Annotated in this window: 21 protein-coding genes; 13 read left to right on the top strand and 8 right to left on the bottom strand. The window is 70.0% G+C overall.

Annotated elements, in window-relative coordinates:
* Positions 1-410 precede the first annotated feature (410 nt).
* From gcl to LRS74_RS07190, 3 genes are read right to left on the bottom strand one after another with little or no spacing between them, the layout of a single operon-like run.
* On the bottom strand, positions 411-2,108 hold the full coding sequence (gcl, locus tag LRS74_RS07200) for a glyoxylate carboligase (RefSeq protein WP_277740211.1): 1,698 nt from the start codon (positions 2,106-2,108) through the stop codon (positions 411-413).
* A 27-nt stretch (positions 2,109-2,135) separates the two neighbouring features.
* A complete protein-coding gene (locus tag LRS74_RS07195; RefSeq protein WP_277740210.1) occupies positions 2,136-3,044 on the bottom strand; it encodes a 2-hydroxy-3-oxopropionate reductase in 909 nt (302 codons plus the stop codon).
* Positions 3,045-3,055: 11 nt separating this feature from the next.
* On the bottom strand, positions 3,056-3,871 hold the full coding sequence (locus LRS74_RS07190) for a TIM barrel protein (protein ID WP_277740209.1): 816 nt from the start codon (positions 3,869-3,871) through the stop codon (positions 3,056-3,058).
* Between the two features lie 133 nt (positions 3,872-4,004).
* On the opposite strand from LRS74_RS07190, the gene LRS74_RS07185 reads away from it, so the two are divergent.
* Positions 4,005-4,256, top strand: a complete 252-nt coding sequence (locus LRS74_RS07185) for a hypothetical protein (protein ID WP_277740208.1) — start codon at positions 4,005-4,007, stop codon at positions 4,254-4,256.
* Entirely contained in the window at positions 4,253-4,639 is a 387-nt protein-coding gene (locus LRS74_RS07180) for a helix-turn-helix domain-containing protein (protein ID WP_144382174.1), read from the top strand. Before LRS74_RS07185 ends, LRS74_RS07180 begins: the two co-directional genes overlap by 4 nt.
* Positions 4,640-5,006: 367 nt before the next feature.
* On the opposite strand, the gene LRS74_RS07175 is transcribed toward LRS74_RS07180, so the two are convergent.
* Together LRS74_RS07175 and LRS74_RS07170 are read right to left on the bottom strand one after the other, a co-directional pair.
* Positions 5,007-5,219 carry a DUF397 domain-containing protein gene (locus tag LRS74_RS07175; protein ID WP_277740207.1) on the bottom strand — a complete coding sequence of 71 codons (213 nt, stop codon included), beginning with the start codon at positions 5,217-5,219 and terminating at the stop codon, positions 5,007-5,009.
* Entirely contained in the window at positions 5,216-6,052 is an 837-nt protein-coding gene (locus tag LRS74_RS07170; protein WP_277740206.1) for a helix-turn-helix transcriptional regulator, read from the bottom strand. Before LRS74_RS07170 ends, LRS74_RS07175 begins: the two co-directional genes overlap by 4 nt.
* A gap of 272 nt (positions 6,053-6,324) precedes the next feature.
* Here LRS74_RS07170 and LRS74_RS07165 point away from each other — a divergent pair, with 272 nt between their 5' ends.
* From LRS74_RS07165 to tgmC, 5 genes are all read left to right on the top strand, one after another.
* Complete coding sequence (locus tag LRS74_RS07165; RefSeq protein ID WP_277740205.1) at positions 6,325-6,597, top strand: hypothetical protein; 273 nt, start codon at positions 6,325-6,327, stop codon at positions 6,595-6,597.
* Positions 6,591-7,223, top strand: a complete 633-nt coding sequence (locus tag LRS74_RS07160) for a hypothetical protein (RefSeq protein WP_277740204.1) — start codon at positions 6,591-6,593, stop codon at positions 7,221-7,223. Before LRS74_RS07165 ends, LRS74_RS07160 begins: the two co-directional genes overlap by 7 nt.
* Before the next feature lie 371 nt (positions 7,224-7,594).
* Positions 7,595-7,858, top strand: a complete 264-nt coding sequence (tgmA, locus tag LRS74_RS07155; RefSeq protein ID WP_277744638.1) for a putative ATP-grasp-modified RiPP — start codon at positions 7,595-7,597, stop codon at positions 7,856-7,858.
* Positions 7,859-7,863: 5 nt separating this feature from the next.
* Positions 7,864-8,823, top strand: a complete 960-nt coding sequence (gene tgmB, locus LRS74_RS07150; RefSeq protein WP_277740203.1) for an ATP-grasp ribosomal peptide maturase — start codon at positions 7,864-7,866, stop codon at positions 8,821-8,823.
* The gene (gene tgmC / locus LRS74_RS07145) at positions 8,820-9,983 is read left to right on the top strand and encodes an ATP-grasp peptide maturase system methyltransferase (RefSeq protein ID WP_277740202.1); all 1,164 of its coding nucleotides are present in this window, start codon (positions 8,820-8,822) and stop codon (positions 9,981-9,983) included. Before tgmB ends, tgmC begins: the two co-directional genes overlap by 4 nt.
* Positions 9,984-10,471: 488 nt before the next feature.
* Here the strand turns inward: tgmC and LRS74_RS07140 are convergent, their stop codons facing one another.
* Positions 10,472-11,470 carry an IS481 family transposase gene (locus tag LRS74_RS07140; protein WP_277740201.1) on the bottom strand — a complete coding sequence of 333 codons (999 nt, stop codon included), beginning with the start codon at positions 11,468-11,470 and terminating at the stop codon, positions 10,472-10,474.
* Between the two features lie 120 nt (positions 11,471-11,590).
* Positions 11,591-12,262 carry a hypothetical protein gene (locus LRS74_RS07135; protein WP_277740200.1) on the bottom strand — a complete coding sequence of 224 codons (672 nt, stop codon included), beginning with the start codon at positions 12,260-12,262 and terminating at the stop codon, positions 11,591-11,593.
* 137 nt (positions 12,263-12,399) lie between these two features.
* Between LRS74_RS07135 and uraD the strand changes: the two genes are divergently transcribed.
* The 5 genes from uraD to LRS74_RS07110 all read left to right on the top strand — a co-directional run bounded on the left by uraD (position 12,400) and on the right by LRS74_RS07110 (position 17,422).
* A complete protein-coding gene (gene uraD / locus LRS74_RS07130; RefSeq protein WP_277740199.1) occupies positions 12,400-12,909 on the top strand; it encodes a 2-oxo-4-hydroxy-4-carboxy-5-ureidoimidazoline decarboxylase in 510 nt (169 codons plus the stop codon).
* Positions 12,906-13,289, top strand: a complete 384-nt coding sequence (uraH, locus tag LRS74_RS07125) for a hydroxyisourate hydrolase (protein ID WP_277740198.1) — start codon at positions 12,906-12,908, stop codon at positions 13,287-13,289. The genes uraD and uraH overlap by 4 nt, the downstream gene beginning before the upstream one ends.
* Before the next feature lie 6 nt (positions 13,290-13,295).
* Entirely contained in the window at positions 13,296-14,219 is a 924-nt protein-coding gene (gene pucL, locus LRS74_RS07120) for a factor-independent urate hydroxylase (protein ID WP_277740197.1), read from the top strand.
* A gap of 206 nt (positions 14,220-14,425) precedes the next feature.
* Positions 14,426-15,802: an 8-oxoguanine deaminase gene (locus LRS74_RS07115; protein WP_277740196.1), complete on the top strand. Its 1,377-nt coding sequence runs from the start codon at positions 14,426-14,428 to the stop codon at positions 15,800-15,802.
* Positions 15,803-16,066: 264 nt separating this feature from the next.
* Positions 16,067-17,422 carry a nucleobase:cation symporter-2 family protein gene (locus tag LRS74_RS07110; RefSeq protein ID WP_277744637.1) on the top strand — a complete coding sequence of 452 codons (1,356 nt, stop codon included), beginning with the start codon at positions 16,067-16,069 and terminating at the stop codon, positions 17,420-17,422.
* Between the two features lie 15 nt (positions 17,423-17,437).
* Here LRS74_RS07110 and LRS74_RS07105 read toward each other — a convergent pair whose 3' ends face one another.
* Entirely contained in the window at positions 17,438-17,908 is a 471-nt protein-coding gene (locus tag LRS74_RS07105; protein ID WP_277740195.1) for a flavodoxin family protein, read from the bottom strand.
* Between the two features lie 215 nt (positions 17,909-18,123).
* Between LRS74_RS07105 and LRS74_RS07100 the strand changes: the two genes are divergently transcribed.
* Positions 18,124-18,504, top strand: a complete 381-nt coding sequence (locus tag LRS74_RS07100) for a VOC family protein (protein ID WP_277740194.1) — start codon at positions 18,124-18,126, stop codon at positions 18,502-18,504.
* Positions 18,505-18,615: the final 111 nt, after the last annotated feature.

The following is an 18,615-nucleotide window of genomic DNA, read 5'->3' as shown; positions in this document are numbered from 1 at the left end:
ATGTACGTGCCCATGCTCCACGATGCGCCATGCTGTGGGGAGGGAATTGCCCGATTCCGCGTGCAATCCGCGGGTGGTCGGCGTGCGGTCCGTGTGCGGGCGTGTGCGCTGTGTGCCGTCGTCGGCGGGTGCGCGCGGTGTCCCGTGGACGGATGGGTGCCCGGCTCGGCCCTCGCGCGCCTCCCGCACCGCTTCCCTCGACCCGCCGCCCGTACTCGGCGTCGGTCGTACTCGGCGTCGGCCGCGCGGAGGTGGGCGAGTCCCGGCGGCGGCGCCCGGCGCGACAGGACAGGTCGGCGCCGCCGCCGGGGGCTGAGGGGGACGCGCCCGGGGCGCCCGGCGAGGAGCGCGCCCGGCTCGGCGGCGTCCGAGGGAGGGGCGCGCCCCGCCGGCTCGGCCCGCCGCGGGCGCTAGACGCCGGGCGGCGGCTCGAACTCCCGGACCGCGTCGATCGCCGGGCCGTGCGGGGTGTTGGCCTCGCGCTCGATCATGATCTCCACCAGCACCGGGCGCCGGGTGGACCGGGCCTGCTCACGGGCCCACTCCAGGCCGGTGCGGATCTCCGCCGGGTCCCACACCCGGGTGCCCGAACAGCCGTACGCCTCCATGATCTTGACGTGGTCGGAGCCGTACTCGTCGTAGTGGATGTCCACCTGGTAGTTCATGGCGAACGGGATCGACGCCTGTCGGATCAGGCCCAGGTACTCGTTGTTGAGCATGACGATGACGAACGGGACGTGGTACTGGGCCGCGACCGCCAACTCCTCGACCGTGTACTGGAAGCCGTAGTCCCCGACGATTCCCACCACCTCGCTGTCCCGGCCCAGGCCCTCCAGCGCCTTCTTCACCCCGATGGCCGCCGGGATCTCCCAGCCCAGCGGGCCCGCCTGGCCGCAGATCTGGTAGTGGCGCGGCCGGTACGTCTTCTGGTGCTGACCGCCCCAGATCTGGTAGAGCCCGATGGCGGTGACGAAGTAGGTGTCCTCGTCGAAGAGTTGGTTGATCTCCCTGTACACGCGCGGCGCCTTGATCGGGATGTCGTCGAAGTCCTCCCGGCGGGTCAGCGTCCGCCGCAGCTCCTGGATCCGGGCCACCCACGGCCCGTCCGCGCGGCCTGTGCCGCGGGCCCGGGCCGCGTCGATCAGGGCGCGGAGGAACAGCCGGGCGTCGGAGACGATGCCCAGGTCGGGCTCGAAGACCCTGCCGATCTGGGTGGCCTCGATGTCGACGTGGATGAACCGGCGCTCGCCCCGGTAGGTGTCCAGCCGCCCGGTGTGGCGGTCGCCGAAGCGGGCGCCCACGGCCAGTACGGTGTCCGACTCCAGGAAGGACCGGTTGCCGTGGCGCTGCGAGGTCTGCACCCCGGTCATCCCGGAGTGCAGCGGGTGGTCCTCGGGGAGGGCCCCCTTGCCCATCAGGGTCACCTGGACCGGTATGCGCAGCAGCTCGGCGAGTTCCCGCACCTCCTCGGCGGCCTCGGCGATGATCACCCCGCCGCCGGCCAGGATCAGCGGCCGCTCCGCCGCCAGCAGCAGGTCCAGCGCCGCCTCGACGCGGGGCGGATGGGGGGCGACCGCCTCGACGGTCAGCGGGGCGTCGATCTCCGGGTCGTACCAGATCTCCCGCTGGGCGATGTCGACCGGGATGTCCACCAGCACCGGGCCGGGACGGCCGGAACGGGCGATCCGGAACGCCTCCCGGAAGATCCAGGGCGCCTGCGCCGCCTCCTTGATCTGCACCGCCCACTTGGTGACGGGGGTCGCGACGGCCACGATGTCGACCGCCTGGAACGCCTCCTGGTGCAGCTTGGTGGAGGCGGCCTGGCCGGTGACGCAGAGGATCGGGATCGAGTCCGCGAGCGCGGTGTAGAGCCCGGTGACCATGTTGGTGCCGGCCGGCCCCGAGGTGCCGATGGCGACGCCGACCCCGCCGGTCGTACGGGACCAGCCGTCGGCCATGTGGGTGGCGCCCTCCTCGTGGCGCACCGTCAGGTGCTCGATCCCGCCGACCCGCTCCAGGGCCTTGTACAACGGCAGGACGGCGGCGCCGGGGCAGCCGTACGCGATGTCGACGCCCTCGGACTTCAGCACGTGCACGACCGCCTCCATGGCGGGCATCCTCCGCGGCGCCACGGCTCAGCCCTCCCCCCGGGTCGGCTGCCGGCCGGAGAGCCGCTCCACGCCCCGCAGCAGCGCGGAGTGGTCCAGCCCGCCGTCGCCCTGGGCGCGCAGCGAGCCGATCAGGCCGGCGACGGCCGTGCCGACCGGAAGGGCCGCGCCGACCGCGCGGGCGGCGTCGGTGACGATGCCCATGTCCTTGTGGTGCAGGTCGACGCGGAAGCCGGGGGCGTAGTTCCGGCGCAGGAAGTTGTCTCTCTTGCGGGCGAGCACGGTGGAGCCGGCCAGCCCGCCGCCGAGCACGTCGAGCGCGGCGGCGAGCTCCACCCCGGACTTCTCCAGGAAGACCACGGCCTCCGCGCACGCCTGGAGGTTGACGGCGACGATCAGCTGGTTGGCGGCCTTGACGGTCTGCCCGGAGCCGTGCGGGCCGCAGTGCGCGATGGTCCGGCCCAGCGCCTCGAAGACCGGCCGGGCCGCGTCGAAGTCGGCCCGGTCGCCGCCGACCATGATGGAGAGCGCCGCCTCGACGGCGCCGGCCTCGCCGCCGGAGACCGGGGCGTCCAGCACCCGTATGCCCTTCTCGGCCGCGGCCTCGGCCAGGTCGATGGAGGTCCGGGGGGTGATGGAGGACATGTCGATCAACAGCGCGCCGGGGCGGGCGTGCGCCAGGACGCCCTCCGCGCCGTAGGCGATCGCCTCCACCTGCGGGGAGGCCGGGACCATCGTGATGATCACGTCGGCCTCCCGCACGGCCTCGGCGACCGAGCCGGCCGCGGTGCCGCCGGCGGCGGCGAGCCGGTCGAGCTTGGCCTGTTCCAGCGTGTAGCCGGAGACGGGGTAGCCCGCCTCGATCAGGTTCTCGGACATGGGGGAGCCCATGATGCCGAGCCCGATCCATCCGATGCGGGGAAGGGTGTCGGTCATGTCGGCCTTTCTCAGCTCAGCCACTGGAAGTCGTCGGCGCCGGGGCCGCCGGGTGTGTACTCGAGGCCGATCCAGCCGTCGTAACCGGCCTTGGTGAGGCGGTCGAGGAGGTCGGCGAAGTCCAGGCCGCCGGTGCCGGGGGCGCCTCGGCCCGGGTCGTCCGCGATCTGCACATGCCCGGCGCGGGCGGCGTGCGCGTCGATGACCCGGTGCAGGTCCTCGCCGCCGCGCGACAGGTGGTAGAGGTCCATCAGGAACGCGGCGTTGCCGAGCCCGGTGGCGGCGTTCACCGCGTCCACCACCTCGAGCGCGGCGCGGGAGCTCACCAGCGGGTAGTGCGGGGACTCGGGCGCGTTCAGCGCCTCGATCAACAGGGTCGCGCCGATCCGGTCCGCGGCGCGGGCCGCCAGCGCCAGGTTCTCCAGCGCCAGCGCGTCCTGTTCGCGCGGGTCGACCCCCTCGACCCGGTTGCCGTACAGCGCGTTCAGCGCTCGACAGCCCAGTGAGGCGGCGAAGTCGGCGGCGACGTCGATGTTGGCCCGGAAGCGGTCCGACTCCTCGCCGGGCAGAGACAGCGCGCCCCGGTCCGGGCCCGGCAGCCGGCCCGCGTAGAGGTTCAGCCCCACCAGTCGGGTGCCGGCGGCCCGCAACGCGTTCCGCAGCCGGTCGAGTTCCTCCTGCGGGGGCGTCGGCGAGTCCGCCCAGGGCCACCACAGCTCGACCGCGTCGAAGCCGGCCGCGGCGGCCGCCGCCGGGCGCTCCAGCAGGGGCAGCTCGGTGAAGAGGATCGAGAGGTTCACATCGAAGCGCAGGTCCTGGAAGCCCATGAGACCTTCCTGTCTTCCGTATTATGGAAGTGTTCTTCTGCTCTATGGAAGATTGCAGGCGTCGCCGGAGCGCTGTCAAGAGGTGGCCGCCATCCGCCGCGGGGTGGGCGCGGAGCGCAGTAGGTTGGGCCGCGTGAGATTGAGGGTTGAGTTCACCACCGAGCCGTTCGACCTCGACGAGGCCCCGCCGCACGCGGTGGTGGCCCGTGAGGTCGTGCACTCCGCCGAGCTGGACGCCGTCGACGTCGGCCCCTTCGGCAACACCGCCGAGGGGCGCGCCGACGCGGTGCTCGGCGCCGTCGACGAACTGCTGCGCAAGTGCCTGGCGGCCGGCGCCACCCGGGTGTCGCTCCAGGTCAACGTGGTGGCGGAGGAGGAGTCATGACGGCCGCCGCGCCCGACCAGCCGTTCGCCGACCACCCCTTCGCGGCCGCCGTCAGGCCGCTCGTCGACGCCATGGGCGGCGAGATGATCGCCCCCGCTCGGGCCCAGGGCGACGATGTCGTGCTGTCCTGGGAGGGGCGCGAGGTGCTGGCGGTCCGGCTGCCCCACCTGTCCGACTCGCTCGATCACATCCTCGCCGAGCTCGAACGCCGCCACGGCATGCCGCTGGCCGAACTCGACCGCAGGACCAAGCAGTCGGTCGTCCGCGTCCTGGAGCAGCGCGGCGCCTTCTCGGTGCGGCACGGGGTGGAGACGGTGGCGAGCGCGCTCGGCGTGAGCCGCTTCACCGTGTACAACTACCTGAACCGCGAGAAGGCCGACTAGACCGGCGACCGCGGTGAGCAGTGACGTACCGCCCCTCACCTGCGGAAACGCCGGAACAGTTAGCCGAGCTGGTCCTGAGCCTGCCCGTTGCAAGTCGACAAAAAATCACGGACTACATGGGGCAGGACGCGCCCCCGACAGGCAGCGAGGACGGCTGAGGCCCCTGCCGGAGCCGCAGCCCAGGAGTCAGCCCACGACCTACCGAATCCGGAGAGTTGACCCGTCCTGGTGATGGCGCCAGGGCAACGAGTGCCCCAACGGCAGACGGCCCCTCCCCCTTGCAGATCGGGGGAGGGGCCGCTTTAGAGGTGTAGAGGCGCTACAAGCCCGCACAGAAACGTTTGGCAGCCGCCGCGGCCCGCTGTGGTCAGCCCGGCAGCTCACTGCGCCTCACGGCGCCGACGAAGGCCCTCCAGGCGTCGGAGGGGAAGGCCAGGGCGGGACCGTCGGGGTTCTTGCTGTCACGGACGGGGACCACGCCGGACGAAGAGACGAGGTTCGCGGCGACCTCCACGCAGGCGCCGCCGTTCTCGCTGTACGAGGACTTGAACCAGCAGGGGGATTCGAGGGAGGTTGTCACGAGATGCCCTTTCGTAACTGCTCAATCATGGCCACGGATGCCGCCTGAGACATCGCCTCGGCCTGCAACTGATGGTAGGCGGTCAACAGGGGGACTACAGACCTGCCTTCCCGTTCGAGATGCCCACGCTGGGCAGACTCGGCGTAGGACATGAGCTGGCGGTCCGGAAGCGTCAGGATGTATAGCGGCAAGCTGAGTGGGCGACGGTCGCCCATGTCGAACGGAGCTACCTGGAGCACCGTGTTTGGTAGTGCGGCGAACTCAACCAGCCGTTCCAACTGGCTGCGCATGATGGCCTGACTGCCGACGGGCCTTCTGAGGCAACTCTCGTCTAGCACTACGAACACTAGCGGTGGCGGTGTCCGTTTAAAGGCGCCCTGGCGCTCCGTCACGAGTGCGATTCGTTCGTCACCCTGTTCAGGCGTGATCGCGCCACGTTCGACCGTTCGGGAGGTGAGTGCCGATGCGTACTCAGGTGTCTGGAGTATTCCTGGCATGACGCCCACTTCGTACAGCCGAATCTCCGCCGCGCGGCCCTCGTATTCGACGTACTCCGGAAAGCCCTCTAGCAAGCTGCCGTGTTTGATCTCGCGGTACTCACGCTCGAACGAGTCTGCTGTGCCCTCAAGGCCGAAGACCGGGTCCAGGCTACGCGAGAACCGGAGGGTTGGAGGCTTCCGACCATTCTCAACGGCTGAAATATGCACACTGGAATATTCCGTTCGTTCGGCCAGGTGCTCTTGAGTCCAGCCGCGCGCCTCTCGCAGCCTGCGTAAACGCGCTCCGTAGGCCGCCTGAGGAGAGGCGTCCGGGTTCAACTCGTTGCGATTCACGGGACGTTCATCAACCTTTCCTCCCCGCCTGACACGTTGAATGGCTCGCAACCGTACGCCACCCTGGCGTTCCTCGGTAGTCATGGCGCTACGGAGAGGAGTAGCTCAGGAGTCCGGTCAGCGGCAGGTGCGTGACGCTCGTAGCGACTTCCGCGCAGGCCGCTGAACGGCTCACCACGCTCTGATCACGCAGATCAACGGCCAGACAAAGACCCCCGCAACCGCGCAACCGGCTCGGGGGCGTGGCCACCAACCGCTTGGGAGTTGATGACGTGAACAAACGTACCGTGCTGATCTTCGAATCGGTGCTCGGAAGGCTGCGCACATTGGTGCGACGGCGCAGCCCCGCCCCGGTCGCCCAGGCGCCGAAGGCTCCGGCCAGTGCGACCACCCTCCCGCGCGTGGTGTGGCGGCCGTGGAGGGGCAATGGAGCGGGCGTTGCCTTGGTCCGCCCCTACGTGCTGTCCAGCGAACAGGCGGGCGGCCGGGGCAGGCTCGGGGTCAACGAGTGCGCGGGCTGCGAGTCCGCGGAGGTGTCGTGGTGACTCTCCGGCAACTGCCCCCGGACGAAGACGGCCGCACGGGCATCGTGATTACCGACAACCCTGACGGTCTGCTTAGCCGCATGGCCGACGAGTTCGACAGCGCGGCGGAAGACGAGAGCGTGTTCATGTGCAGCCAGCTTCTGGGGCACGCCCGTCACTTGCTCAAGCAGCCGAAGGTAACGGTGGAAGAACTGCGGTTCCTCGCTGAAAGGCTCGTTGAGGGGCTGCTCATGGCCATCAACGTGGCCGAGAGCCGAGACTCCCGCTCGGCGCCGATCACCCCCATGCCCATGATCGGTGATCCGGTGATGGACACGGTGACCGGCAAGGTGGGGCTGATGATGGGTTGGGAGGGGCCTCAGCGTGCTCGGGTGACGCTGTATCCGCCGAATGGCAAGGGCACGCCCTGGGGCACCGCCGGTTTCCGTCAGCCCACGAAAGAGGAGTGGCCCGTTGAGGACCCGCCGCGGCCCACACCGGCGCTCCGGCCGACTCCTTCGGACTATCCGCGCAGTGCTCCGATGTCCGCGCGGCCCCTGGAACAGTGGACCGTGGAGGAAGGGCAGAAGGGGCGCCGCGGTGGGATGAACTCGGGCGCTCTGCCCGCCTCGATCTTCGGACCGTAGAAGACTCCTGGTCCCCCTGTTCCTCGGCTAGCTCGGCGGGGACCAGGTCCCGCGCCCGCCCCTACCGTGTGCCAGCCATCCCCCGAAGGCGACACCGTAGGGGCGGGACCTCACACAACCTGTCCAGTTGGCGAGTTGGGGAGGAGCGACCGACATGAAGACCAGCCCATCACAGCCGGTCGCCCTGCCCATCCGCACCAGTCCCCCGCCCGGCGGACACTCGCTGGGGAGCGTGTCCGCCGGGCGGGTCAGCAAGGGATCGACCAGTTCACGTCTCATGAAGGAAGGGAGGCGAGGTATAACCGAGCCACTCGGCTCGTAGTGCAGGCACCACCCAGATCCGCAGAACTCATCCTGAGGAGTCAACTGTGATCACCACTGCTACTGGGCTCACCGCAACCCGACCGTGGGGGGCTAGCCGACTGGCGCCGTACCCCACCACGGTTCGCCTCCCGCACGCCGCAGTCGAGGTTGACCCGGACACGCAGCTTGGCGTGTTCCGCGACTGTCACGGCCAGGTGGTTGAGATGGGCAAGCACGGAACCGGCACCGGCACCGAAACCAATGTAACCACCAGTTCGGATAACCAGACGGGTAACGACCAGGGCAAGGACCAGGAGAACGATCAGGACTGACGATAGTGACCGAGGAGAGGCCGGTACTCGTGGTCACCGAGGCGAACGACATTACCGCCGACATGGTGATCAGCGAACTGAACCGGCGCAGTGTGCCGGTAGTCAGGTTCAACCCTGCCGACATTGATGGAGGCGGCCTGACGGTCTCGGCTCGGTTTGGTACCTGCCCGGCCCTGGTGGCCGGGCAGGTACGCACCGTGTCGAGGACCGTGGATCTGGGCCACGTGCGGGCGGTGTACTGGCGCCGTCCCGACTGGCCCACCTTCCCGCACTTAGCCGCCGACGATGCGCGGTTCGCCGCGGCGCAGGTCCGCTATGGGCTCGGAGGCACGCTCTACGCCCTGGACGGGCCTCTGTGGGTCAACCACCCCCTTCGTATCGCCGCCGCCGACTACAAGCCCGCTCAACTCGCCCTTGCGCAGAGGCTGGGCCTCGCGGTGCCACCAACGCTCATCACCAACGATCCTGGCGAAGCACGGGATTTCATTACCGTTCATGGTGAGGTGATCTACAAGGTGCTGCGGTGGACCCCGTACGAGCGAGACGGGATTCCGGTCACGGGTTGGGCTGATCTGGTCACTGCTGACGAGATCGATGACAGCGTGCGCGTCACGCCGCACCTGTTTCAAGGTCGTGTGGACAAGATCGCCGACGTGAGGGTGCTCATCGTCGGCCGGCGGACGTTCGCCGTGCGCATCGACTCCGACCTGTTGGACTGGCGCAAGGACTACTCCGCGCTCTCCTACACCGTGGTAGACCTGCCCGCCAACGTGAACAAGGCGCTCTTGGCATACCTGGATCGCCTCGGGTTGGTGTCCGGGAGCTTTGACCTCGCTATGGATCGGGTGGGCGACTACTGGTGGCTGGAGCTGAACCCCAATGGCCAGTGGGGGTGGCTGGAGGATAAGACCGGACTGGAGATGTCCGCTGCATTCGCTGACCTGCTACGAGGAGACAACCCATGACCGATACCACGCCCGAGCGGCGTGCCCTCGCCGATCGGCTGGTTCAGGCTGGTGTCCTCAAGACCCCCGCGTGGCGGGCGGCCGTAGAGGCAGTACCGCGTGAGCTCTTTCTGAACCCCGGGGTGTTCCTTCAAGAGAAAGGACGATGGCGACCTGTATCGGCCGCGGATTCCGACCCGGCGGAGTGGGCGCATATCGCGTACACCCTAGACACGCTGACTACGCAACTCGATGGGCACCTCACTGCCGACGAGGTAAAAGAGCCCGTGGCGGGTCTACCCACGTCTTCCTCCACGACCCCGGTCCTCGTGCTTGGCATGATCGAGAGCCTGGACGTGGAGGACGGGCACCAGGTCTTGGAGATTGGTACCGGTACCGGCTACTCCTCCGCCCTGATGTGTCACCGCCTCGGCGAGGACAACGTGACCACGGTGGAGGTTGACCCGGAAGTGGCGGCCCGTGCGGACGCCGCGTTGGAAGCGGCCGGGTTCTCGACGTGGACCGTGACCGGAGACGGGCTCCTCGGGCACCCTCGCCGTGCCCCATACGATCGGGTGATCGCCACCTGCGCCGTCCGCCGCATCCCTCATACCTGGGTCCGCCAGACCAAGCCAGGCGGCGTCATCCTGGCCACCGTCGGTTCTTGGGCAAACGGCGCCGGCCTTGCAAAGGTAACGGTGAATGCCGAGGGTGCGGCCGAAGGCGGCATGATCGGACACGCCTCGTTTATGCAGGCTCGATCCCAGGCGGCAGTGCCGGTAGGCGGTGACCTCTCCGCCCGCACTGCCTACGCCGATAGTGAGCGGGAGGTGGGGGTGTCTCCCCTCGTGCTTGAGGAGCAGATGCCTGCTTTCCTCGCCCAGCTCTCCGCCCCTGGCACGCAGTTCATTCGCGCCGCCCGCAGTGACGGCACACGGCTCTTGTACCTCTTCGACCCGCAGCGCGAGTCCTTTGCGGAGTTCATCGCTGACGGAGACGGTTGGACCGTCCGCCAGGGTGGGCCCGTGGCCCTGTGGGACGACATCGAGCGGGCTGTCACCGCTTGGCAGGGTGAGGGAAGCCCTGACATCACCGCCGTAAAGCTCCACATCACTGCCAGGACCCATACATATTGGATCGGCGACAACCCGGCACTGCGATGGGAACACCACCTCAGCTAGCCGCCTGAAGGCCGGCGAACCGGTACCGGTGAGATTCGAGGAGGCTCAGGCACTAGATGGGGTGCCTGAGCCTCCTTTCACATGCCGGTACTGAGGAGTAGAACCACCATTTACCTCAAGGCACCCCTTCGTGGGGGTGCCAGAGAGGTAGTCCTCAAGGATTGGGTGGGGGTATGGAGAACCCCCCACCATAAATAACGTACCTGTCCTCTGGGGCCCTGGGACACATCTGTGAGCCAGGTAGCAATAATTATTGTTACCTCACACTGCCCAGGTCTGGTTCATGTGTGTAACCGATGACCTTGGGGGATACGAGCTCCTGGAGCCGGATAGGTCGGGGGCCTTCATCGAGGCCGGCCCGGCCTTTTCTGTGTACAACTACATCAATGCTCAGGAGGAGAAGCGGGCCCGGCGGCGCGGGGGCGAGTCCGACTCGCAGCCGGGGTAACTGTCTCGGTGTACAACTACCTGAACCGCGAGAAGGCCGACTAGATGTATTGCCCTGTGAGGTTGGGGACGCGGCTGGCGGGTGGTTGGCCTTTCAGCGCGGTGTGTCCGCGGTGGTGATTGTAGGTGTGTAGCCATTCGCCGAAGGCCGCGCGTCGTTCTTGCTCTGAGCGGTAAGTGCGGGCGTAGGCCCACTCCTCCAACAGGGTGCGGTTGAAGCGTTCGACCTTGCCGTTGGTCTGCGGCCGGTAGGGCCGGGTGCGCTTGTGGATGATCCCGTCCGTGGCCAGGGCTGTGCGCCAGTCGTGGGAGCGGTAGCAGGAGCCGTTGTCGGTCAGCACCCGCTCGACGGTGATCCCGGCCTGGGCGAAGAAGGCGTGGGCCCGCTGCCAGAAACTGGTGGCGGTCTCTTTCTTCTCGTCCGAGTGGATCTCGCTGTAGGCCAGGCGGGAGTGGTCGTCGACGGCTGTGTGCAGGTAGCTGTAGCCGAGGTTGGGGCGGCCGTGACGGGTGCGGGGCCGTGCGGGGTCGCGGTGTGCGGAGCTGTTGCGACCGCCCTGGGCTCTGCCGTGGACCTTGTGTCCGCCGCCGTCGGGGATGTTGCCCAGCTTCTTGATGTCGACGTGGACCAGTTCTCCAGGCCGGTCGCGCTCGTAGCGCCGCACCACGCGGCCCGTGGCCCGGTCCAGGTGGGCCAGGCGGGCCAGGTGATAGCGGGTGAGGACGCGGTGGACGGTGGAGGGCACCAGGTGCAGGAAGTGCGCGATGCGGGCCGGTCCCCACCGGCGCAGCAAACGGACCTTGATGATCCGTCGCTCGGTGCGGGTGGGAGTGCGGCGGGGGCTGTGGTGGGGCCGGCTGGAGCGGTCCGCCAGGCCGGCTTCGCCCAGTCGGCGGTAGCGGTCGGCCCACCGCTGGGCTGTGGTCGGCGAGACCTGGAAGCGCTCGGCGGCCCGTCGAAGCGGCCAGCCGTCCTCGACCACACAGCGGGCAAGACGCAGGCGTCCGGTCTCGGTCAGGGGTGCATTACGGTGGGGCACGAGGGCCTTTCGGTCGGTGTAGACGTCGCAATCCACACCGAACCCGGAAGGCCCTCACCCATTCAAGATCCCTCAGCCGAGACCTGGGTCACCTGTCCACAACCTCCCCGGACAGAACAACTAGACCGGCGACAGGGTGTAGCAGCCCCGCGCGGACCTCGGCCCGGCCCCGGGGACGTCGTCGCGGAAGTCGCGGAAGGTGAACTGCCCCGCCTCCCGGAAGGCGGTGGCCGCCTCCGGCGAGACCAGCAGGCAGAAGTCGCGGTCCAGTGGGGCGCGCCCGCCCGAGCGGTGCAGCCGCAGGGTGCCCTCGTACCGGCCGGGCCGGAAGTTCCAGCCGACCGCGTTGAAGAGCATCAGCGGCTGGTTCGGGGTGTCCTGGTCGATCAGCAGCGGGCCGGGGTCGGCGGCGCGCTGGTACGTGAGCTCCTGGCGGGCCGCGTCGTAGGAGAAGGCGCCGGTCTCGTCCCAGAAGAAGGCCGGGGCCTTCGCTCGCCGCGCGGTGGCCCGCATCCGCAGCTCGGCCTGGGTGATCACCTCGGCCTGCTCGGCCTTGAAACGGGTGGACAGGGTCGGCTGGAGATAGAGCCAGACGTCCTTCCCCTGCGCGATGCGCACGATGTGCGGCAGCCGGACGTCGACCTCCGGCTCCCGGTGCAGCGCAAGGAAGTTGTAGGCCGACAGCGCCAGCGCGACCAGCCCCGCCACCGTGCCCGCCCACGCGTGGACCGTCTCGTGGCGCCTCCTGCGGGCCGGCGCCGACTCCTGGGGCGGTTCCGGGACGGCGGACACCTCCCCACCGTCACACGCTTCCCGCGCGCCCGCGCGCCGCGCTGCGCCCGCCGGGTGACGTCGACAGACCGCCGCCTTGACCAGAAGTTTTCAACAAAGTGTTGACGCGCTGTGGCGGCGGCTCCTAGCTTGCGTCTGTGACTTCCAGCGCTACGCCGGGTCTCACCCGGCTCAACTCGGCTGAAGGACCGGAAGCGGCGCGGCTGCTGCGCGAGGTGTGCGTCAGCGGGGCGTGGATCCGGGAGCTGGTGGCCGGCCGCCCCTACCCGGAGGCCGAGGAGCTCTACGTCGCCTCCGACGCCGCCACGGCCCGGCTCACCCCCGCCGATCTGGACGAGGCGACCGCCGGCCACCCGCCCATCGGCCGCCCCACCCCGGGCGACCCCACCTCGGCGCGGGAGCAGGGCGGCGTGCGCGAGGAGGACCGCGCCGAACTGCTCGAACTCAACCTCGCCTACCAGGAGCGGCACGGACACGCCTTCCTGATCTGCGCCACCGGCCGCACCGGCGAGCAGATGCTCGCCGCGCTGAGGGAGCGGATCTCCCACGACCCGCAGACCGAACGCGAGATCCTGCGGGGCGAGCTGGGGAAGATCAACCGCATCCGGCTGGCCCGGCTCGTGGAACGCGGGGAGGAAACGCGATGACGGCTCGGACCTCGGTCTCCACCCACATCCTGGACACCAGTCTGGGCCGCCCCGCCGAGGGCGTGGCGCTCCAGCTGGCGGTCCGCTCCGGGGACGAGGCGCCCTGGCGGGACCACGCGGCGGGCGCCACCGACACCGACGGGCGCTGCGCGGACCTGCCGGCGCTCCCGGAGGACACCACCCACGTACGGCTGCGCTTCGCGGTCGAACCGTACTTCACCAGCAGGCGAGCCGAGGCAGGGCAGGACGCCCCCCGCGCCCGGGACGGCGGAGCCTTCTTCCCGGAGGTGACCGTCGTCTTCGCCGTCACGCCGGGGGAGCACTTCCACGTACCGCTGCTGCTCAACCCCTTCGGCTACTCCGTATATCGAGGGAGCTAGCACCACATGCCTACGATTCTCGGCCAGAACCAGTACGGAAAGTCGGAGAACCGCGTCGTCAGGATCGTGCGGAACGGCGCCACGCACCACATCAAGGACCTCAACGTCTCGATCGCCCTCTCCGGCGACATGGACGAGGTGCACCGGTCCGGCAGCAACGCCACCGTGCTGCCGACCGACACCACCAAGAACACCGTCTACGCCTTCGCCAGGGAACACGGGATCGACTCGGCCGAGCAGTTCGGCATCCATCTGGCCCGGCACTTCGTGAGCAGCCAGGAGCCGATCCACCGGGCCCGCGTCCGGATCGAGGAGTACGCCTGGGAGCGCATCGCCCCCTCCGCGGCCGGCTCCCGGTTCATCGGCGCCGAGGACGTCCAACACTCCTTCGTCCGCAAGGGACAGGAGACCAGGACCACCCAGATCACCTACGACGGCGCGCGATGGGAGGTCATCTCCGGGCTGAGCGACCTCACCGTACTGAACACCACGAACTCGGAGTTCCGGGGGTACGTCAAGGATCGGTACACCACCCTGAAGGAGGCGTCCGACCGGATCCTGGCCACCGATGTGCACGCCCGCTGGCGGTACGGCTGGAGCGACGACGAGCGGCCGACGCCCCACTGGGAACGCTCCTACGCCCAGACCCGCGCCCGGCTGTTGGAGGCGTTCGCCGAGACCTACTCGCGCTCGCTCCAACAGACGCTGTTCCAGATGGCCTCGCGGGTGCTCGACACCCGCGTCGAGATCGACGAGGTGCGGCTCTCGCTGCCGAACAAACACCACTTCCTGGTCGACCTGGAGCCGTTCGGGCTGGAGAACGACAACGAGGTGTACTTCGCCGCGGACCGCCCCTACGGCCTCATCGAGGCCACCGTGCTGCGGGAGGGCGCCGACGCGCGGATCCCCGTGGACCTCACCAACCTCTGACCCTCCCACCACCCCCGACGCGCGCGCCGGCGTCGCCCGGATCGCGGAACCGGACCATGGCATGGACCGGCTTCCGGCTCCCGATCCCGGGCCCGGGGGAAGAGCGGGGGCATCTGCGCACACGAGCAGTACCGCGGGTCCGGTCGTCACCCCGCTCGACCTCCCGGGCCCGTGCTCACCCCACAGGGAAGAACGAGGAACCTCCCATGGCCACCCCGCGCATCGTCATCGAGAACTGCGCCATCGCGACCGTGGACGCGGACGACACCGAGCACGCCTCGGGCCATGTCGTCGTCGCCGGCAACCGCATCGAGTCGGTGGGCGCCGGCCCCGCCCCCGCGGGCCTGGAGGGTGTGGTCCGCCGCGTCGACGGCACCGGCCACCTGGCCACGCCCGGCCTGGTCAACACCCACCACCACTTCTACCAGTGGCTCACCCGGGGCCTGGCCCAGGACGCCAACCTCTTCGACTGGCTGGTGGCCCTCTACCCCACCTGGGCCCGGATCGACGAGGAGATGGTCCACGCCGCCGCCCAGGGCTCGCTGGCGATGATGGCCCGCGGCGGCGTCACCACCGCCATGGACCACCACTACGTCTTCCCGCGCGGCGCCGGCGACCTGCTGGGCGCGGAGGTCCGCGCCGCCGCCGAACTGGGCGTCCGGTTCACCGCGGCCCGCGGCTCCATGGACCGTGGGGAGTCGGACGGCGGGCTGCCGCCGGACTTCGCCGTGGAGACCACAGAGGGCGCCCTGCTCGCCACCGAGGAGGCCGTCGACCGCTACCACGACGCCTCGTTCGACTCCATGCTGCGGATCGCCGTGGCGCCCTGCTCGCCCTTCTCCATCTCCACCGAGCTGTTGCGCGAGGGCGCGGCGCTCGCCCGCCGCAAGGGCGTACGGCTGCACACCCACGGCTCGGAGACGGTGGAGGAGGAGAAGTTCTGCCACGAGCTGTTCGGGATGGGCCCCACCGACTACTTCGACTCCACCGGATGGCTGGGCGAGGACGTGTGGATGGCGCACTGCGTGCACATGAACGACGCCGACATCGCCGCCTTCGCGCGCACCGGCACCGGCGTGGCCCACTGCCCGTCCTCCAACGCCCGGCTGGCCGCCGGCATCGCCCGCGTCCCCGATCTGCTCGCCGCGGGCGTCCCGGTCGGACTCGGGGTGGACGGCACCGCCTCCAACGAGTCCGGCGAGCTCCACACCGAGCTGCGCAACGCGCTGCTGATCAACCGGCTCGGCGGGCATCGGGAGCGCGCCCTCACCGTCCGGCAGGCGTTGCGGCTGGGGACCTACGGCGGCGCCCAGGTGCTCGGCCGCGCCGAGGAGATCGGCTCGCTGGAGCCGGGCAAGCTGGCCGACCTGGTGCTGTGGAGACTCGACGGCATCGGCCACTCGACCATCGCCGACCCGGTGGCCGCCCTGGTGCTGGGCGCCGCCGCGCCGGTGACCCTCTCCCTCGTCAACGGCCGTGCCGTGGTCGAGGACGGCCGGCTCACCACGGTCGACGAGGAGGCGATCGCCCGCCGCACGCGGGACGAGGCCCGGCGGCTCGCCCGCCTCGCCGCGGCCGACTGAGCCGCGAGGCCGGCCCACGGACGCCTGACTCGCCCCACGGACTCGGCCGGGAGGGACGGCTCCCGGCCGGGCTCGCGGACCTCGTGGTTCCGCGAGCGCCGCCCCCGGGGCGCGGGAACGCGACTCACGCCCCGGGGGCGACTTCCCTCCCCACTCACCCACCGACTCCCACCTGTCATGTCAGCGTCGACATGGCCGGCCGTCGACACATCCGCAGGACCTCCCCGAAACCCGTGCCCCCACGGCGCGTCACCCGACAGGAGGATCGGCGTGCATCCGGTCGATCAGACTCTGCCTCCCCTGAAGATGTTCACCAGCGGCCTCCAGCACGTGGCCGCCATGTACGCGGGCGTGGTGGCCCCGCCGATGATCATCGGCCCGGCGGTGGGACTCTCCACGGGCGAGACCACCCTCCTCATGGGCGCCAGCCTCTTCACGGCCGGCATCGCCACCCTCCTCCAGACGTTGGGCTTCTGGCGGATCGGCGCCCGGCTCCCCTTCGTCAACGGGGTCTCCTTCGCGGGCGTCACCCCGATGATCGCCATCGGCACCGGGGCCGGACCCGAGGACGCGCTGCCGGTCGTCTTCGGCGCCACCCTGGTGGCCGGACTGCTCGGCTTCGTCCTCGCCCCGTACTTCTGCAGGCTGGTCCGCTTCTTCCCGCCGCTGGTCACCGGCACCGTCATCACGCTCATCGGGATATCCCTGCTGCCGGTGGCCTTCGACTGGGCCCAGGGCGGCGACCGGCACGCCGCGGACTACGGCGCCGCGAAGTACCTCGGACTGGCCGCCATCACGCTGCTGCTGGTCCTCGTGCTACGCCGGGTGCTGCGCGGGTTCCTGCAACAGATCGCCATCCTGCTGGGCCTCGTCGGCGGCACGCTCGTCGCCGTGCCGTTCGGGGTGACCAGCGCCGACGCCATCCGGCAGGCGGATCCGCTGGGCTTCCCCAGCCCCTTCCACTTCGGCGCCCCGCAGTTCCAGGTGGCGGCGATCGTCTCCATGTGCGTCGTCATGCTGGTCTGCATGACCGAGTCCACCGCCGACATGCTCGCCCTCGGGCAGATCGTGGAGCGGCCGGCGGACGAACGGACGCTGGAGGGGGGTCTGCGGGCGGACGCCCTCGGCACCGCCGTGAGTCCGCTGTTCAACGGCTTCGCCTGCAGCGCCTTCGCGCAGAACATCGGGCTGGTCGCGATGACCGGGGTGCGCAGCCGCTATGTGGTGGCCACCGGCGGCGGCATTCTGGTGCTGCTGGGACTGTCGCCGGTCGCCGCGTCCGTCATCTCGCTGGTGCCGCTGCCGGTGTTGGGCGGCGCGGGCATCGTGCTGTTCGGCTCGGTCGCCGCGAGCGGCGTACGGACGCTGGCCTCCGCCGACCTGGAGAAGGGGGAGAACGCGCTGATCGTCGCCGCCGCGCTCGGCATCGGGCTGATCCCCGTCGCCGCCCCGGAGTTCTACCACGCCTTCCCCGCGGACCTGCGGGTCGTCCTCGACTCGGGCATCAGCACCGGCTGTCTGGTCGCGGTCGCCCTCAACCTCGCCTTCAACCACCTGGGACGGCGCCACGGCGAGCAGCCGGAGACCGCCGAGCCGTTGCGGGAATGGGGCGCAGCCTGACGTGGGGCGTACGCGTCAGGACACCGGCCCTCGCCCGTCCCGCAGCTGCTTGGCGAACGCCTGCGCCGCGGCCAGGTCCCCGACGTTCGGCCGCTGCTTGTTGATACCTCCCACAAGCTTGAAAGGCGCCCAGGTGTCCAACGCCCGGCATGAGAAGCTCCCGTCCACCGTGAGGCCCTTGCCTTCGAGGAGCCGGACCAGGGGGCGAGCGAACGGCGCCAGCGGTAACTCCGGGAGCCCGCTGGTGGCGAACACGAAAGCCCGGCCCTGCCTCTCGGGAAGTGCTGTGACGAAGTCGGTCAGGCGGGCGTGGAACCTGCCGTAGAAGATGCCCGAGCCGAATCCCACGAGGTCGGCGTCGGCGAGCTCCGCCGGGTCGGCCCGCTCAGGGGAGACGACCGTCGCGCCCAGTACTCGGGCCATGCTGTCGGCGACACGACGCGTATTGCCGTGCGACACGGAGGCGCACACGATGACGGCCTTCATCCTCACGATCCCTTCTCTCGGTTCCGTAGCGAGGACGACGCAGCGGCGTTCGACGTGACGTCACTCGGGTGTGATGGCGGCCACGCCCTATGGAGAGCGGCAAGCCTCCCCGGCCGCCTGGTAGTCCGGCTGTGGATGGTGATGTCGCGGGTCGGGGCCGGTGCGGGCATGGGTGCGGCCGCCGTCGAGTCCAGGCCGCTGCGAGAATGGGGCGCATGCTGACTCTGGGAACGGTCGTGCTGGGAGCCGAGGACGTCCGGCGGGCCGCCGGCTTCTGGTGCGAGGCGCTGGGATACGTGCCCCGTGACGGGAGGGTCGACGAGGACTGGACGGTGCTGCTGCCCGCCGACGGCCGGGAGCGGGGCCCCGGGATCGCGCTCGGCGCCAGCCGCACCCCCGTACAGGAGCAGCCGCGCGTCCATCTCGACCTGTACGCCCGCGACGCCGCCGACCAGGCGGCCGAGGTCGAGCGCCTGATCGCCCTCGGTGCCGCGCGCGTCGACTGGGACCTCTACCCCGAGAACCCCGATTTTCTCGTCCTCGCCGACACCGAGGGCAATCGTTTCTGCGTGATCGACGCCAGCCGCGGTAACTGAGGCACCCTCGTCTCACCCGGGCTCGGTTCGCCCCCGGCCGGCTGCGCTCGCACTCCGGCCCCGCCTGGACCGGCGAGTGAACCGAAGGGCGCGCGGCTGCCGAAAGGGAGA

It is taken from the genome of Streptomyces sp. LX-29, assembly GCF_029541745.1.
Lineage (GTDB): Bacteria > Actinomycetota > Actinomycetes > Streptomycetales > Streptomycetaceae > Streptomyces.
This window is presented reverse-complemented; position numbering and strand designations above follow the sequence as displayed.

Bases quoted from the DNA above. Each gene is read 5' to 3' on its own strand.
- gcl (WP_277740211.1), bottom strand. From the start codon at position 2,108: ATGGAGGCGGTCGTGCACGTGCTGAAGTCCGAGGGCGTCGACATCGCG.
- LRS74_RS07195 (WP_277740210.1), bottom strand. From the start codon at position 3,044: ATGACCGACACCCTTCCCCGCATCGGATGGATCGGGCTCGGCATCATG.
- LRS74_RS07190 (WP_277740209.1), bottom strand. From the start codon at position 3,871: ATGGGCTTCCAGGACCTGCGCTTCGATGTGAACCTCTCGATCCTCTTC.
- LRS74_RS07180 (WP_144382174.1), top strand. From the start codon at position 4,253: ATGACGGCCGCCGCGCCCGACCAGCCGTTCGCCGACCACCCCTTCGCG.
- tgmC (WP_277740202.1), top strand. From the start codon at position 8,820: ATGACCGATACCACGCCCGAGCGGCGTGCCCTCGCCGATCGGCTGGTT.
- uraH (WP_277740198.1), top strand. From the start codon at position 12,906: ATGACGGCTCGGACCTCGGTCTCCACCCACATCCTGGACACCAGTCTG.
- pucL (WP_277740197.1), top strand. From the start codon at position 13,296: ATGCCTACGATTCTCGGCCAGAACCAGTACGGAAAGTCGGAGAACCGC.
- LRS74_RS07115 (WP_277740196.1), top strand. From the start codon at position 14,426: ATGGCCACCCCGCGCATCGTCATCGAGAACTGCGCCATCGCGACCGTG.
- LRS74_RS07105 (WP_277740195.1), bottom strand. From the start codon at position 17,908: ATGAAGGCCGTCATCGTGTGCGCCTCCGTGTCGCACGGCAATACGCGT.
- LRS74_RS07100 (WP_277740194.1), top strand. From the start codon at position 18,124: ATGCTGACTCTGGGAACGGTCGTGCTGGGAGCCGAGGACGTCCGGCGG.